The sequence below is a fragment of the Stenotrophomonas sp. SBJS02 genome (assembly GCF_020428325.2).
In the GTDB taxonomy this organism is placed as follows: domain Bacteria; phylum Pseudomonadota; class Gammaproteobacteria; order Xanthomonadales; family Xanthomonadaceae; genus Stenotrophomonas; species Stenotrophomonas africana.
In genome coordinates this window covers 1,791,404-1,806,114 of record NZ_CP109812.1, presented here as the reverse complement: position 1 = coordinate 1,806,114, position 14,711 = coordinate 1,791,404, and the positions used below count along the sequence as shown (strand labels likewise).

At 67.1% G+C, this 14,711-nt stretch carries 14 protein-coding genes and 1 tRNA gene; 4 read left to right on the top strand and 11 right to left on the bottom strand.

The window, feature by feature from the left end; genetic code table 11:
• Positions 1–68 precede the first annotated feature (68 nt).
• Both FQS62_RS08610 and FQS62_RS08605 read left to right on the top strand, forming a co-directional pair.
• Positions 69–1,295 carry an ATP-binding protein gene (locus FQS62_RS08610; protein WP_208043393.1) on the top strand — a complete coding sequence of 409 codons (1,227 nt, stop codon included), beginning with the start codon at positions 69–71 and terminating at the stop codon, positions 1,293–1,295.
• Entirely contained in the window at positions 1,292–1,855 is a 564-nt protein-coding gene (locus FQS62_RS08605) for a response regulator transcription factor (RefSeq protein ID WP_054171466.1), read from the top strand. Before FQS62_RS08610 ends, FQS62_RS08605 begins: the two co-directional genes overlap by 4 nt.
• Positions 1,856–1,876: 21 nt before the next feature.
• Here FQS62_RS08605 and FQS62_RS08600 read toward each other — a convergent pair whose 3' ends face one another.
• The 9 genes from FQS62_RS08600 to pcnB form a co-directional block, all read right to left on the bottom strand.
• Entirely contained in the window at positions 1,877–4,774 is a 2,898-nt protein-coding gene (locus FQS62_RS08600) for a type 2 lanthipeptide synthetase LanM family protein (RefSeq protein ID WP_226053531.1), read from the bottom strand.
• A gap of 82 nt (positions 4,775–4,856) precedes the next feature.
• Positions 4,857–5,063 carry a DUF6229 family protein gene (locus FQS62_RS08595; protein WP_049423517.1) on the bottom strand — a complete coding sequence of 69 codons (207 nt, stop codon included), beginning with the start codon at positions 5,061–5,063 and terminating at the stop codon, positions 4,857–4,859.
• Positions 5,064–5,378: 315 nt separating this feature from the next.
• The gene (gene pgi / locus FQS62_RS08590; protein WP_049445291.1) at positions 5,379–6,893 is read right to left on the bottom strand and encodes a glucose-6-phosphate isomerase; all 1,515 of its coding nucleotides are present in this window, start codon (positions 6,891–6,893) and stop codon (positions 5,379–5,381) included.
• On the bottom strand, positions 6,890–7,270 hold the full coding sequence (gene panD, locus FQS62_RS08585) for an aspartate 1-decarboxylase (protein WP_005409061.1): 381 nt from the start codon (positions 7,268–7,270) through the stop codon (positions 6,890–6,892). The genes pgi and panD overlap by 4 nt, the downstream gene beginning before the upstream one ends.
• 87 nt (positions 7,271–7,357) lie before the next feature.
• Positions 7,358–7,855 (bottom strand): hypothetical protein, encoded by a 498-nt coding sequence (locus tag FQS62_RS08580; RefSeq protein WP_049445294.1) that lies wholly within the window; start codon positions 7,853–7,855, stop codon positions 7,358–7,360.
• A gap of 67 nt (positions 7,856–7,922) precedes the next feature.
• Positions 7,923–8,762: a pantoate--beta-alanine ligase gene (gene panC, locus FQS62_RS08575; RefSeq protein ID WP_164158934.1), complete on the bottom strand. Its 840-nt coding sequence runs from the start codon at positions 8,760–8,762 to the stop codon at positions 7,923–7,925.
• The gene (gene panB / locus FQS62_RS08570; protein WP_049445298.1) at positions 8,759–9,574 is read right to left on the bottom strand and encodes a 3-methyl-2-oxobutanoate hydroxymethyltransferase; all 816 of its coding nucleotides are present in this window, start codon (positions 9,572–9,574) and stop codon (positions 8,759–8,761) included. Before panB ends, panC begins: the two co-directional genes overlap by 4 nt.
• Positions 9,575–9,608: 34 nt before the next feature.
• Entirely contained in the window at positions 9,609–10,094 is a 486-nt protein-coding gene (folK, locus tag FQS62_RS08565) for a 2-amino-4-hydroxy-6-hydroxymethyldihydropteridine diphosphokinase (RefSeq protein WP_088479151.1), read from the bottom strand.
• A gap of 3 nt (positions 10,095–10,097) precedes the next feature.
• Positions 10,098–11,477 carry a polynucleotide adenylyltransferase PcnB gene (gene pcnB / locus FQS62_RS08560; protein ID WP_057500709.1) on the bottom strand — a complete coding sequence of 460 codons (1,380 nt, stop codon included), beginning with the start codon at positions 11,475–11,477 and terminating at the stop codon, positions 10,098–10,100.
• Between the two features lie 52 nt (positions 11,478–11,529).
• Here pcnB and FQS62_RS08555 point away from each other — a divergent pair.
• Positions 11,530–11,604 (top strand) — tRNA-Glu (locus tag FQS62_RS08555).
• 448 nt (positions 11,605–12,052) lie between these two features.
• Here the strand turns inward: FQS62_RS08555 and FQS62_RS08550 are convergent.
• Positions 12,053–13,477 carry a sugar porter family MFS transporter gene (locus FQS62_RS08550; RefSeq protein ID WP_208043862.1) on the bottom strand — a complete coding sequence of 475 codons (1,425 nt, stop codon included), beginning with the start codon at positions 13,475–13,477 and terminating at the stop codon, positions 12,053–12,055.
• Positions 13,478–13,669: 192 nt separating this feature from the next.
• On the opposite strand from FQS62_RS08550, the gene fdxA reads away from it, so the two are divergent.
• Positions 13,670–13,993, top strand: a complete 324-nt coding sequence (gene fdxA, locus FQS62_RS08545) for a ferredoxin FdxA (RefSeq protein WP_004153066.1) — start codon at positions 13,670–13,672, stop codon at positions 13,991–13,993.
• A gap of 193 nt (positions 13,994–14,186) precedes the next feature.
• Here the strand turns inward: fdxA and FQS62_RS08540 are convergent, their stop codons facing one another.
• Entirely contained in the window at positions 14,187–14,702 is a 516-nt protein-coding gene (locus FQS62_RS08540) for a hypothetical protein (protein ID WP_049410369.1), read from the bottom strand.
• Between the last annotated feature and the right edge of the window lie 9 nt (positions 14,703–14,711).

The window sequence follows — 14,711 nt, the reverse complement described above, 5'->3', positions numbered from 1 at the left end:
AGCCGGAGGCACGGCTGCGGCCGATTGTCGCAGGCACGGTCACGCGTGAACGCATACGATGAGCATGAATGACCGGTCCCGACGCCCCGTTTCTCCGTACCCTGTGCAGCCTGCGCTGGCTTGCCGTAGGTGGCCAGGCCGCCACCATCCTGGTAGGCACCTGGGTGCTGGGCCTGCCATTGCCGCAGCTGCCGCTGTGGGCCGGCGTAGCCGTGCTGACCCTGTTCAACATCTACACCCAGCTGCGCCCGGAGGCGGCCGACACCGCGCCGCTGACCGCATTCGGCCACATCCTGGTGGACGTGATCATCCTGACCTGGATGGTGGGCTGGAGCGGTGGCATGGCCAACCCGTTCAGTTCGCTGTTCCTGATCCTGATCGCATTGGCCGCGTTCGCCCTGCCCCTGCGCTGGGCGCTGGCGGTCGCGCTGGCCTGCCTGCTCGGCTATGCCGCCAGCGGCATCTTCGGGCAGCCGCTGCCGGATGGCTATTTCCGCGCGCAGGACCTCAACCGCTGGGGCGTGGTCGCCAATTTCCTGATTTCCGCGGCGGTCGTGCTGACGTTCTCTACCCGCCTGGCGCTGGCGCTGCGCCAGCGCGAACTGGAACTGTCGGCCCTGCGCGAACGCTTCGCCCGCAACGAGGGCATCGTCGCCCTGGCCACCCATGCCGCCTCGGTGGCGCATGAGCTGAACACGCCGCTGGCAACCATGACCCTGCTCGCCGATGACGTCGCCGAGCGCAGCGAAGAGCCCGAAGTGCGCGAAGACATGGAAACCCTGCGCGAGCTGCTGGTGCAGTGCCGTGAGCGCGTGCTGGCGCTGGCCGCACCTGCCTCGGCCGATGCACCGGGGCGCAGCCACTCCAGTGCCCAGCAGGTACTGGAACAGTGGCGCCTGGTGCGGCCGACCATCGACCTGCACCGCAACGACGATGCGCCGCTGCGGCTGCCACTCGACCCGGGCGTGGGCCATCTGCTGATGGTCCTTCTCAACAATGCCGCCGACGCCGGCGAGAAGGCCGGCCGGCCACGCGTGGACCTGGACCTGCGCATCGAAGGCGACGACCTGATCGGCGAAGTACGCGACTATGGCCATGGCTTCGACGCCCGTGCTGCCGTGCTGCCGGGCAAGCTGTTCGGCAGCAGCAAAAGCGAGGGCATGGGCGTCGGCCTGGCCCTGTCCCATGCCACCATCGAACGCCTCGACGGCGAGATGTGGATGCGCCCGGCCCAGGGCGCCGGCAGCCGCGTCGGCTTCCGCCTGCCGCTGGCCCCACGCGAGGAAACCCCATGAGCACCTCAACCCTCGGCCTGCTGGTCGACGACGACGAACTGTACCTGCGCACCCTGCAGCGCAGCCTGGCCCGCAAGGGGCTTGAAACGCAGACCGCGCAGGATGCCGCCAGTGCACTGGCGCTGGCCCGCCAGCATCCGCCGGCGTTCGCGCTGATCGACCTGAAGCTGGGCAGCGATTCCGGCCTCGCCCTGATCCAGCCGCTGCGCGCGTTGCGCGCGGACATGCGCATCCTGCTGGTGACCGGCTACGCCAGCATCGCCACCGCGGTGGAGGCGATCAAGCTCGGCGCCGACGACTACCTGCCGAAGCCGGCCACGGTGCCGATGATCCTGCGCGCCCTCGGCGAGGAAGACGACGGCCCGGCCGACGATGGCGAAATGGAAGTGCCCGACGCGATGACCCCGATCAGCCGCCTGCAGTGGGAACACATCCAGCAGGCGATGCACGAGACCGGCGGTAACGTGTCCGCGGCCGCGCGCCTGCTCGGCATGCACCGGCGTTCGCTGCAGCGCAAGCTGGCAAAGCGGCCAAGCCCGGAACGCGATCCCAGCCGCTGATCGCAACCGGACCGGTCCGGCTCAGACCTCGGCCAGCGCCGCTCGGTCCTGCGCGGCACTGGAACGCGATGCCAGGGCATCGACCCGCGCCGCTGCCGTCTCCTGCAGCAGCGGCGACGGCAGCACGCAGGCTGGATGCATGCGCAGGAAGCCATAGATCGCACCTGCCAGGCCGATCATCAAGCCCGGAGTAAAGGCCGCGCGGGTCAGTCCGCCGACCATGCCCTGGTGCTCCTCGATCGAAGAAACGATCTCGATGGCGGCCTCGTCCTGCGGATAGGGGCATCCCTCCGGATCCAGCGCAGCCGCCAGCACCAGCAGCTCCCGCGTGGACAGGTCGCCATGACACAGGGTGTGGCTGAACCCCCATTTGCCGCGCGCGTCGGCCACAGCCCGCCGCATGTCACGCAACTGCGTGGGATCGCCAGTGCGGGCATACAGATCCGCCGCCGCCAGACCGATGCCAACACTGCCATGGCACCAGGTCGGGAAGTTCTTCTGCCCATCCTGCAGGTGGATGTCGCGCCAGTGCCCGGTATGCGGTTCGAACAACGCCGCCTGGAACGCAAACGCTCCTTCGGCCAACTGCCGCCAGGCGGCGCGCTCAGGCACGCTGCCGGCGTCCGACCGCGCCAGCCGCGCCAGCGCCCAGCCCATGCCCATCGCGCCGTGGCCAAAGCCACCGATCGGCTCGCGGAACTGTGGCGTCGGCCAGCGTGCACCGTCGACATCGACGATCGCCGCTTCCTGCATGCGGCGCCCGGCCGCAGCCGCCAACTCCAGCCAGCGCGTTCTGCCGGTGGCCTCGGCCAGCGCCAACAACGGCAGGATCATGCCGGACACGCCATCAATCAGTTCAAATTTCATCGGCCCCTGGAAACCACGACGTTCCACGCCCTCCGCACAGCGCTCGGCCAGCGCAAGCAGCGCGGGGCGCTGCAGAAGATCGTGCAACGCCAGCAGGGTCCAGATCTGCGAGCCTGTGCCGACGAATCCACCATCGATCCCGGCGGGATGGCGCTCGCACATGGTCTGGAACACCGCAATGGCGCCTTCGATGGCCGGATCCAGCCCGGCCACCGGGTCGGCACGTCCCTGCTCCACTTCCCGGCGGTAGGCCGCCAGTGCGAACGCAATGCCCCCCAGCCCGAAATACAGGTCGGGCTGCACCGGCTGGACGGTCCATCCTGTGCGGGTCACCTCGGGCGTGATCCACGTCATCGAACCATCTTCACCATGCACGGCCAGACGCAGAAGATTCTCCACCGCGCGTGCCGCAAGCGTTCGTCGGCGCAGGTCCAGATCGTCCGCGCGCGGCTGCTGCGCGGCATAGCTGTAGCCGGAGCGAGCCTCGGCGCGGGCCAGCGCATGCTGGTTCAGGTCGGTGGCCACCAGCGTGCTGCGGATGGTCACGTCTTCCAGGTCGATGCGCATCGCACGCCAGTTGTCGGCGATGGAGCGGATACGGGTCGCGTCCAGCCGCGAAGTGAAGATCGGAATGTCACCGTGGCGCAGGTCGTCCACTTCTCCACGTACGGTTTCCAGATCCGATGGCGCAGCCGGTGACACCGCTGCATTGCGCACCAGCAGATCGATCGCGCGCTCAACCGCCTGGGCTTCCTTGTGCAGCGAGGCTGGATGCCAGAGCATCCGCCCGAGCTCGGCGTAGGCCATTGTCGGCCGCCGTACATCCCGCACCTGGCAGCCTTCGAAAGCCGCCAGGAGTGGCATCAGTTCGCCCTTGGCATCGAGTGCGCGCAGGCGCCCGCTGGCGTCGATGAAGCCTTCGCTGATGTGGTCCCAGTACAACGAAACATCCGGCTGTGGACTGGGGTGGTTCTGTGCGATGGCGACTTCGGCCTCGACCATGCCAAGCCGGGCCGGCCCCGTCCCATCCTCGACAATCACCGGCACCTGTACCCGCGGCTGCTCGCCCGGCAATGCGCCGGCAGCCGACAGGTCCACGCCCTCCATGCCGAGGCCGGTGGCGCGGAACGGCACGATGCCGGTGCGCAGCACGGAATTGCGCATCAGTTTGATGGCCGTATCGTAGGCGTCGCCCAGGCCCGACGGCTCGACGTCGATCACCTGCGAGAACACACTTTCTGCATCGATCACCACCGGCACCGGCCCGACAGCGATCAGGTTCTCCAGATGGATGTCGGTACCACCGACCAGGCGCAGGATCGCCAGCCAATGGCCAAGACCGCGGTAGTAGGCACGCAGTTCTTCGTCATCGGCGCAATGACGGTGCGCGGCAAACGCGGCCCAGCCATGGCTGCCACGATCAACCACACGCGGCACACGCACCCGGCCCGGGCCCTCACCGAAGACCGCAGCGAGCAGGCCATCGAGCGCCGCATCGATGCGCAGCGAGCGCGGTTTGTACATCAGCACGCCGCCGTCGAACTGCAGCCGTGCCACGGTCCGGCCGCCGCCGTGCAGGTCACCCCGCCCCAACGCAATCGCACGCAGCGCTCCTGCCGGAGTGTCGAGCAGGTCCGTCAGCAGCGCACGATCACTGCCGATGCGCGCGGCCAGCTCCACCACGGCCGCGCATTGTCCTTCAAGCATGCGCGACAGCCGCGGCAACAGCACCGGGTAGCGTCGCTGCAGATGTTCACGGAAACCCTCGCTGGTGGCGAGGGCTACGAATTCGTCCAACGCACCGGCGCTGTCAAGCGGGCCGATGTCACCGCCGCGCGCAGCTGCGTGTAGTTCCAGCAACAGCACACGGTTGAGCTTGAGCTGGGCATGCTCACGCAGCGCCGCGTCGCCCTGCGCGTGCAGCAGTTCGCGCTCACCGGGCTGCAGCGCAATGGCAGGGTCATGCAGGCCGGCCGCCAACGCGGCGCGCGCATGGGCAAGGAAATGTTCGGTGATGCGCGCAAACGCGGCCGCAGCCGGAGAAGCGGTCATTACGCCCCCTGCAAGGTATCGGGAAGTCTGTTCCAGTTGCCGGCACGCAGCCGCAAGGCGCTGCGTGCCGGCTCGGGCTACATCAGCAACACAGGCAGTGATTGACCACGGACATCGTGGTGGTGCACTCGGTGCCACCACCGGTGATCAGGGTGTCGGAGGCCGACGTGAGTGCGGACTCGGTAGCCGCAGCGCCATAGATGAACAGCGAACCCGCAGGGTTGGCGCACCCATCCACATCGTCCGAGCCATTGAGCCAGCCGGACACAACATCGTCATTCAGATCCATTCGCAATCTCCTGTCATTCACAACATGAGGCGTTGAGGACATGGATCGATTCCACGTCCCTTCGGATACGGCCAGTCCCTGGCATCAACATCATGCTGCGAGCGATACTGGATGACAGGTACAGCCGCCCGTGCACACTGCAATGGCAGGCGATGCGCAGTCAAGCTGCGCTGCGGCAGGCACGCGGATGCGCTGCATGTGCAGCACGCAAACGACACGGAATGCGTGGCCGCGCACCATTCATGCGCGACCGGATCGAAGGCAAGCGGAGAGACATGGGATGGCCGGCCGGCGCCGGCACATCCGCAGGCCGGGTCAGCGCTTCAGCTGCGCCAGGATTTCGCGGGTCATCGGGTCGGCAATCGCAACATCCTCACCCTGCAGCGCCGGCAACAGGCCACTGGCCAGCTGCTTGCCAAGCTCGACACCGAACTGGTCGAAGGCATTGATGTTCCAGATCACCGACTGCACGTACACAGCGTGTTCGTACATGGCGATCAGTGCACCCAGCGCCTGCGGGGTCAGCGCGTCGAGCAGGATCAGCGTGCTCGGGCGGCCGCCCGGGTAATCACGGTGCGGGTCGTCGCTGCTCTGGCCATTGGCCAGTGCTTCAGTCTGCGCCAGCAGATTGGCCAGCAGGGCCTGATGATTGATCGTGTAGGGATCGTCGTTGTGCACGCAGCCGATGAAATCTGCCGGAACGATGCTGGTGCCCTGGTGCAGTGCCTGGAAGAAGCTGTGCTGCACATCGGTGCCCGCGCCGCCCCACCACACCGGCACGGTGTCGGTGGTGACAGGTTGCCCGTCACGCTGCACGCGCTTGCCCAGGCTTTCCATCACCAGCTGCTGCAGGTAGGCCGGCAGCAGCGCCAGGCGCTGGTCGTAGGTCATCACCGCGTGCGTTGCATGGCCCAGCAGGTTGCGGTTCCAGATGTCGGTCAGGCCGTGCAGCACCGGCAGGTTGCGCTCCAGCGGTGCATCCAGCGCATGCGCATCCATCTGCGCCGCGCCTTCCAGCAACTGCTCGAAGCGATCGAAGCCGACTGCCAGCGCGATCGGGAAACCGACCGCCGACCACAGTGAATAACGGCCACCCACCCAGTCCCACATCGGCAGCACGCGATCGGCGGCGATGGCAAAGGCCTTGGCGGCGCGTTCCGGATTGGCACTGACTGCATACAGGCGTTCGCTGCCACCCAGCCAATCGTGCAGGATCTGGCCGTTGAGCAGGGTTTCCTGCGTACCGAAGGTCTTGGAGATCAGGATGCCGGCAGTCTTCGCCGGATCCAGCGTGGCCAGCGTACGCTGCATGGCGGCGCCGTCCACGTTCGAGACGAAATGCACGCGCAGGCGCGCACCGCTGACCGGACGCAGCGCGTCGGCAACCAGGCGCGGGCCAAGGTCGGAACCACCGATGCCGACACTGACCACATCGGTCACGCCACTGTCTTCCAGCGCGCGCACCAGCACGCCCATGCGCTGGCGGATCTCGCGCGCGGTGGCATAGGCCTCGGCCGCCACCGGCGCATCGACCACATCGCCACGCAGCGCGGTGTGCAGCGCCGCGCGACCTTCGGTCAGGTTGACCTGCTCGCCACGGAACAGGCGGGTGATGGCGCCACCGACATCACGCTCGGCAGCCAGCGCCAGCAACGCCTGCAGCGCCGCAGCATCGTATTTCTGCCGCGCGAAGTTGACGTACAACGGACCGACCCGCAGCGCCAGATCCTGCACGCGCCCGGGTTCGGCGGCGAGCAGGCTGGGAATGCTTGCGCCCTTCAGGCGCTGGGCGTGGGAGTGCAGCGAGTCGAATCCGTTGTTCGTTGTCATGCGGCCTGGGTCGGGATCGTGTCGTTGGTGTGGGTGATCTGGTTCTTGCCATCAACGTACACCAGCTTCGGCTTGAAGCTGTCAGCTTCCTGCTCGGTCATGCTGGCGAACGCTGCGATGATGATGATGTCACCGACCTGCACGTGGCGCGCGGCGCCACCGTTGAGCGAGACAACGCCGCTGCCGGCTTCGGCGCGGATGGCGTAGGTCGAGAAGCGCGCACCGTTGGTCACGTCCCAGATGTGCACCTGCTCGAACTCGCGGATGCCGGTGGCAGCCAGCAGGTTGTCATCAATGGCGATCGAGCCTTCGTAGTTCAGCTCGGAATGGGTGACGGTGGCGCGGTGGATCTTGGTCTTGAGCAGGGACAGGTGCATGGGGGCGCTGCAACGGCAAAGGAAAGAGCGGATTCTAGCACCCGCTTGGCCATCGCCAGGGGGCGGCGGCAGGACGCTGAAGGCCGTTCAGGTGCCCTTGCCCGGCGGCGGCGCCGTGGCATGGACGGCACCGCCCTGCAGTGACAGCCTGAACACCGTATGGAAGGCCAGCCCGGAGGCCAGGCCCAGGCCCCCTGCAGCCAACACTGTCAGCCCATAGCTGATCACATCGAATGTATCCACATAGCGCAGGCGCTGCAGCAGCGGCCCATGGATCGCGCCCGGCCATTCATGGATGGCCATGGCCAGCGCGCCCAGGGCAGACCCTGCAAGCACGAAGCTGATCCGGCGCAGGGGCTGCCGAGATCGCGGGAGCAGCGCCATCGGCAGGAACACCGCGATGGCGATGCAGACGCCCAGCCCGAACATCAGTCCACCGCCGGTGAGCGCGGGCATCGGCGTGCGCCTGAATTCAAATGCGAACATCAGGCCGCCAAACAGTTGAGCCGGCAGCATGCCTGCCGCCAACACCGCCAGGATAGAGGCCTGGGCAAGACGGCCGGTATCAGTGCTGGGGGTTTTCATTTCAGGTCTCCCATCCGTGGGAAGTGGAGAGGCGCCCGTTGCGGGCGCCCCCCAAGCCGCATGCGGCTCAGAATTCCAGGTTGTCGATCAAGCGGGTGGTGCCCAGACGTGCGGCGATCAGCGCTACGCGGCCGCCGCCATCGAAGGTCGGCTCGGTCAAATCGGGCGTGCGCAGCACCGCATAGTCGACCTGGAAACCGGCTGCCTGCAATGCCGCCGTGGCGTCGGCCTCGATGCGGTCACGTGCCAGCCCGGCTACATAGCCTTCGCGCATGCCCAGCAGGGTGCGGTGGATACTGGTCGCAACCGGGCGCTGTTCGGCGCTCAGATACTGGTTGCGCGAGCTCTTGGCCAGACCATCCTCGTCGCGCACGATGTCCGCGCCGACGATCTGGATCGGGAACGACAGCTCGGCCACCATCTGCTTGATCACAGCCAGCTGCTGGTAGTCCTTTCGGCCGAACACGGCCACGTCCGGCTGCACCTGCAGGAACAGGCGCGCGACCACCGTGCACACGCCATCAAAGTGTCCCGGACGGCTGGCGCCTTCCAGCACTTCACTGACGCCGGGCGCGTGCATCTGCGTGGTCTTGTCCACGCCCAGCGGATACATCGCCTCGACGCTGGGCAGCCACACCGCATCGCAGCCGGCCTGCTCCAGCCCGGCCACGTCGGCCTCGGGCGTACGCGGATAGCGACTGAAATCCTCGTTCGGCCCGAACTGGGTCGGGTTGACGAAGATGCTTGCCACCACCTTGTCGGCGTACTGGCGGGCCAGGGTCACCAGCGAATGATGGCCACCGTGAAGGTTGCCCATGGTCGGCACCAGCGCCACGCGCAGGCCCTCGCGCTTCCACTGGGCGATCTGCTCGCGCAATGCGCCGAGCTCGTTGAAGGTCTGGATCATTGGGCGTAAGCGTGCTGTTCGTCGGGGAAGCTGCCGTCGCGCACGGCGTCGGCATAGGCGCGGGTGGCACCCGCCACCGAACCGCCTTCGGCAAGGAAGTCCTTGACGAACTTGGGACGGCGATGGCCACTGTCCAGGCCAAGGAAATCGTGCAGCACCAGCACCTGGCCATCGCACTGCGGGCCGGCACCGATGCCGATGGTCGGGACTTCCACAGCGGCAGTGACGTCGGCGGCGACCGGGCTCGGCATGCACTCCAGCACCAGCAGGCTGGCGCCCGCAGCAGCCACGGCCCTGGCATCTTCCACCAGCTGGCGTGCGGCATCGCCACGGCCCTGGATCTTGAAGCCACCCAGGCGCAGCACCGACTGCGGAGTCAGGCCCAGGTGCGAGCAGACCGGAATCTCACGCTCGACCAGGTAACGGATGATGTCGACCTTGAAGCCGGCACCTTCGATCTTGACCATCTCGGCACCGGCCTGCAGCAGCTGAAGCGATGCATCCAGCGCGCGCTCCGGGGTGGCATCGGCGCCGAACGGCAGATCGGCCACCAGCAGCGCGCGCTGCAGCACACGGGCCACGGCGCGGGTGTGGTAGACCATGTCGGCCACGGTCACCGGCAGGGTCGAATCATGGCCCTGCACGACCATGCCCAGCGAATCGCCAATCAGGATCAGGTCAACGCCATTTGCGTCGAAAGTGCGGGCGAAGCCAGCGTCGTAGGCGGTCAACATGACCAGCTTCTGGCCATTGCGCTTGGCCTCGGCCAGGGCGGGAACGGTCCAGGGCTTGCTGTCTGCGTGGGTGCTCATGTGCTGATAACCGGGGGAGATAACCCGGGCATTATCACCTTATCGGTGCGATCCCGCAGGCATCCACCCGCACCACTGCATCCCGCACGCGACCATGGCCGGGAATGGCCAGATCCGGCGCGATTTCGGCCAGCGGCACCAACACGAAGGCACGCTCGTGCAGGTAAGGATGCGGCACCTGCAGACCGGGCTGGTCGAGCACCTGCGTGCCATACAGCAGCAGGTCCAGGTCCAGCGCGCGCGGGCCCCAGTGCACCGCCGGATCGCGCACGCGACCAAAGCGCTGCTCCAGCGCCAGCATCGCCTGCAGCAGCGTGTCGGCCGGCAATGTGGTGTCGACCGCAGCCACCGCGTTGACGAACGGCGGCTGGTCTTCATTGCCCCAGGCCGGCGTGGCGTACAGCCTCGAGGCCTGGCGCAGGCGGGTACCGGGCAGCCCGTCGAGCGCGGCAATCGCCGCGCCGACGGTGGCGGCCGCGTCGCCAAGGTTGGCGCCGAGGCCGATCCAGGCAAGGGTCATCGTTTACTCGCCAGCCGCACCGGCCGGGGCGCCCGGACGACGGCGGCGACGGCGGCGCTTGCGCGGTGCCCCGCTCTCGTCATCACCCTCTTCGCTGTGCATCACGTCCAGCGACGATTCCAGCTCGCGGCCGGACTGCGCCTGTGCCTCGCGCCAGAACTCGACATCGGCGGCATGCTCGGCCGAGGCCACCTGGCGCAGGCTGAGGAAGTCGAACGCGGCCCGGAAGCGCGGGTGGGTGAGCGTACGGAACACGCGTTTGCGCTGGCGCGAGCCAAAGCGTGACTGCAGCAGCCAGATTTCCTGCATCGGCAGCGAGAAGCGGCGCGGCAGCGCGATGGTGCTCAGCTGCTGCACGGTGACGCGGTCGGCGGCACGGCGCTGCGCTTCCTCCGGTGCCACGCCCTGCTTGAGCAGGGTCGCCTGCGCGCGGCAGAACGCCGGCCACAGCAGCAGCGCGAACAGGAACGCGGGCGAGACCGGCTCGTCGTTGGCCACGCGCGCATCGGTGTTGGCCAGGCCCTCGACCAGCATGCGGCGCAGCGCGCCGGTGCGGTTGGACTTCAGCGCCTTGGCGCTTTCAGGGAACAGCACGTCGAGCAGGCCGTAGCGCTCCAGGCCTTCGAAGCTGGCCACGCCGTGCCCGGACAGGAACAGCTTCAGCACTTCCTCGAACAGGCGTGCCGGCGCGGCTTCGTTGAGCAGGCCGGCCAGATGGGGGATCGGCGCGGCGGTGCCCTCTTCGATCTGGAAGCCGAGCTTGGCCGCCAGGCGCACCGCGCGCAGCATGCGCACCGGGTCTTCCTGGTAGCGCTGCACCGGGTCGCCGATGAGCTTCATCAGGCGCGCCTGCACGTCTTCGAAGCCGCCGGTGTAGTCACGTACCGAGAAGTCCTCGATGGCGTAGTACAGGGCGTTGCAGGTGAAATCGCGGCGGATGGCGTCGTCTTCGATGGTGCCGTACACGTTGTCGCGCACGAGCATGCCGTTTTCCATCTCGCGGTCACCGCTGCCGTCATCGCTGTTGGCGCGGAAGGTGGCGACTTCGATGATCTCGCGGCCGAACACAACGTGGGCGAGGCGGAAGCGGCGGCCGATCAGGCGGCAGTTGCGGAACAGCTGCTTGACCTGTTCGGGCGTGGCGTCGGTAGCCACGTCGAAATCCTTGGGTTGGCCATTGACCAGCAGGTCGCGCACCGCGCCGCCGACAAGATAGGCGCCGAAGCCTGCATCGCGCAGGCGATAAAGCACGCGCAGGGCGTTCGGGCTGATGTCCTTGCGGGAGATCGTGTGCTGGTCGCGCGGGATGACGCGCAGGCTGAACGGTGATGTAGCAGAGGAAATGATGTTGGCGCTTCCGGTTGAAGTTTCGGGATTGCCCAATGGCATCGAGGTGCATATACTAGCGCTCCTGCCTCGGCAGCGACACAGTTACGCTCCCTTCGTCTAGTGGTTAGGACGTGGCCCTCTCAAGGCTAAAACAGGGGTTCGAGTCCCCTAGGGAGCGCCAGTCGCCGCAGCAGGAACCGAAAAAGCCCGCCTTGTGCGGGCTTTTCTGTTTTCCGGGATTGCAGTGATTGCGGTCGGGTTGGTCGCTTTGGCGCCTCCCTGCAATCGGCTCGAGCCGGTGGGGTCACCCAGGGCAGGACACGCCGTGAACCCATCCATGGGGGCTCGATGGCGCCATCCTTGGCGCCAACGGTCCTGCCCTGGGTGACCCCACCGACTCTGGACGGTTTCCCGCCAGCTGCGGCAACAACCGACCAGCGCTTCGCCGCATCCGCACGCACCATGAAACTGTCAGGAGGGGGCAGGCCGCCCTCTCCAGGACCGTTGGCGCCATGGATGGCGCCATCGAGCACCATGGATGGGCTCTTGCGTGTCCTGGAGAGGGCGGCCTGCCCCCTCACACTCTGGACAAGCAGGCGCCAACGGAACGCAACCGAAGCCAGTCGCCGTCAGCCTTCCATCTGCTCCAGCTCCTTGCCTTTGGTCTCGCGCACGTAGCGGACCACGAAGAAGATCGAGAGGATGGCGGCAACCGTATAGATGCCATAGGCACCGGCCAGGCCGATGCCGGCCAGCAGCATCGGGAAGGTCACGGTGATCGCGAAATTCGATGTCCACTGCGCCGCGCCGGCAACGGCCAACGCCGGGCCGCGGATCTGGTTGGGGAACATCTCGCCCAGCATCACCCACATCACCGGGCCCCAGGACATGTTGAAGAACACCACGTAGACATTGGCCGTGACCAGCGCCAGTCGACCCATACCGTCGGACAACTGCAGTCGACCGTCGGCCAGGCTGCCACTGGCGAAGGCGACCACCATCAGCACCAGCGCCACCGACATGCCGACCGAGCCGATCCACAGCAACGGCTTGCGCCCGATGCGGTCGATCAACAACACCGTCAGCAGGCAGGCGCCGATGCTCAGCGCGCCGGACAGCACGTTGATCAGCAGTGCGTCGCTTTCCGAGAAGCCCACCGCCTGCCACAGCACCGCGCCGTAATAGAACACCACATTGATGCCGACCAGCTGCTGGAACATGGCCAGGCCGATGCCCAGCCAGAGGATCGGGCGCAGCCTGCCGGTGGCCTTGTTGCGCAGGTCGCCGAAGCGCGGCTTGTGCTGGTCCTGGGCCAGACTGGCTTCGATCTCGGCCTGCTTGGCCGCCGCTGAGGCCTCGCCGTACAGCCGCGAGAGTACCGCCCTCGCCTGCTGCTGACGCCCCTTCAGGACCAGGAAGCGCGGGCTTTCCGGTATCACCAGCAACAACAGCAGGAACAGCCCCGACGGCAGTGCCTGCATCCAGAACATCCAGCGCCAGGCCTCATGGCCCAGCCATAGCGGCTCGGTCGACGCTCCGGCGGCACGGGCCAGCAGGTAATTGCTGAGGAAAGCTGCGAAAAGGCCGCAGATGATCGCCATCTGCTGCACCGTGGCCAAGCGCCCGCGATAGCGCGCCGAGGCCACTTCGGCAATGTAGGCCGGCGACATCACGCTGGCCGCGCCCACCGCGAAGCCGCCGAGCACGCGTGCGGCAATGAACAGCCAGGAGGCGTGAGCGGCACCGGCACCCAGCGCCGAGACCAGGAACATCAGCGCCGAGGCGATCAGCACGCCACGACGGCCCAGGCGATCTCCCAGCCAACCGGCCAGGAAGGCACCGATCGCGCAGCCCAGCAGCATCGAGGCGACTTCGAAACCGAGCGCCGCCTCGCTGGAGTTGAAGGCCTGGCGCAGGCCATCGACCGTGCCATTGATGACCCCACTGTCGAAGCCGAACAGGAATCCACCCAGGGTGGCCACGCAGCTGATCAGGACGATGAATGCAGTGTTCTCACCGCCATGGGAGGCGATGTCGGGTTGGGCTGGGGACATGGACGATCCTGCTGGGAAGGGGTCCGGCCATCCGACGCAGCCGGCTGACCCGCAGCGTCGCACAGGCCTCACCCCGCCGCCAATGACCGCCACGGTCGCGCCTGCCAGACGCCCGATTTCCGTCCCGCGCCGACACCGGGGGCCAACCTGTTCTAGAATTGGCGGGTTCAGGAATCGATCCACCCCCAGCCCATGCCCTTTGTCGTCACCGAAAACTGCATCAAGTGCAAACACACCGATTGCGTGGAAGTGTGCCCCGTGGATTGCTTCCACGAAGGCCCGAACTTCCTGGTGATCGACCCGGATGAGTGCATCGACTGCACCCTCTGCGAACCGGAGTGCCCGGTCAACGCGATCTTCCCGGAGGACGATGTTCCTGCCGGCCAGGAAAGCTTCGTCGCCCTCAACGCCGAGCTGGCGAAGGAGTGGCCGGTGCTGACCGTGCGCAAGGACCCACCCGCCGACGCCGGCGAATGGGACGGCAAGCCGGACAAGCTGAAGCTGCTGGAGCGCTGAGAAGCGCCCGCGGCGGTAACGAAAAGGGCGCCCACGGGCGCCTTTTCTGTTTTCCGGTAAACGCCAACCGCAAGATCCGGTATGCCAACCTTGCGATCCGGTAGGTGCCAACCTTGGTTGGCACAGAAGCGCCGACCAAGATCGGCCTCTCCCCGGGTGGGTGCGGACCTGGGCCGCACCCACCGACCGGCCCTTACTGGGCCAGCTTCGCCTTCAGCGCGGCGATCAGCTTCACCGGCGCTTCGGCGGTGGCCGGCAGGCCACGCGGATCGACCGCGGAGATGTAGGCGCCAGCATCGACGGCGACCACGCGGACCAGGAAGTTGCTGCCTTCGTAGGCCACGTCGTACGAGCCCAGCAGCTGCGCGCGGCTGGCGATGGTCACGCCTTCCACGCCTTCCAGCGCGGTACCAACCTTGGCGAAAGCTTCATCTTTGCCACCGGCGATGGTGAAACCGGTGTTGCCCACGGCCGGGGCCGCGGCCACCGGGGCTGCCGGCTTGGTCGCCGACGCCAGCGTCGGCACCTTGTTGTCACCAGTGGTGGTCGGCAGGTTCAGGTCCGGCGGCACTTCCAGCGGACGCATTTCCGGGGCCAGAGCGTAGTCGCCCTTGACACCACGCTTGAAGCAGCCGGTGGTGCCGGCGGCGACGGCCACGGCAAGCAGCGCGTAGGACAGCACGCGGACAGTGGAAACGGATTGACGCATGTGAATCTC